Source organism: Dietzia natronolimnaea (genome assembly GCF_002289575.1).
In the GTDB taxonomy this organism is placed as follows: domain Bacteria; phylum Actinomycetota; class Actinomycetes; order Mycobacteriales; family Mycobacteriaceae; genus Dietzia; species Dietzia natronolimnaea_A.
Window position 1 is genome coordinate 1 of sequence record NZ_NTGA01000121.1, and the last position, 331, is coordinate 331.

Consider the following 331-nt stretch of genomic DNA (forward strand, 5'->3'; position numbering starts at 1 on the left):
CGTATCGACTTCTGGCTACTACAAGTGGCGCGGCAAGTCGCGCTCAGCTCGAGACCTCCGAGACGACGAGTTAACAGCGCTGATCGAGTACCACTACGAGCACCTCAACGGCCGTCCCGGCGTTCGGCGCATGCGTGCGGAACTCGCCGCCGGCGGCCACCGGGTCTCGCACAAGCGGGTGTGGCGGCTCATGAAGGTCGCAGGTCTGGAAGGCCGCCACCCGAAGGCGTGGAAACGCACCACCGTCGCCGGAGACAGCCCCGTTGGGGCACCTGACCTCATCGGCCGCGACTTCACGGCGGCCGAGGCGAACACCAAATGGTGCGGCGAT

1 protein-coding gene is annotated in these 331 nt (G+C 66.8%); it reads left to right on the plus strand.

The window, feature by feature from the left end:
- The coding region (locus CEY15_RS17935) for an IS3 family transposase (protein ID WP_141244351.1) at nt 1-331 on the plus strand (331 nt) is incomplete at both ends.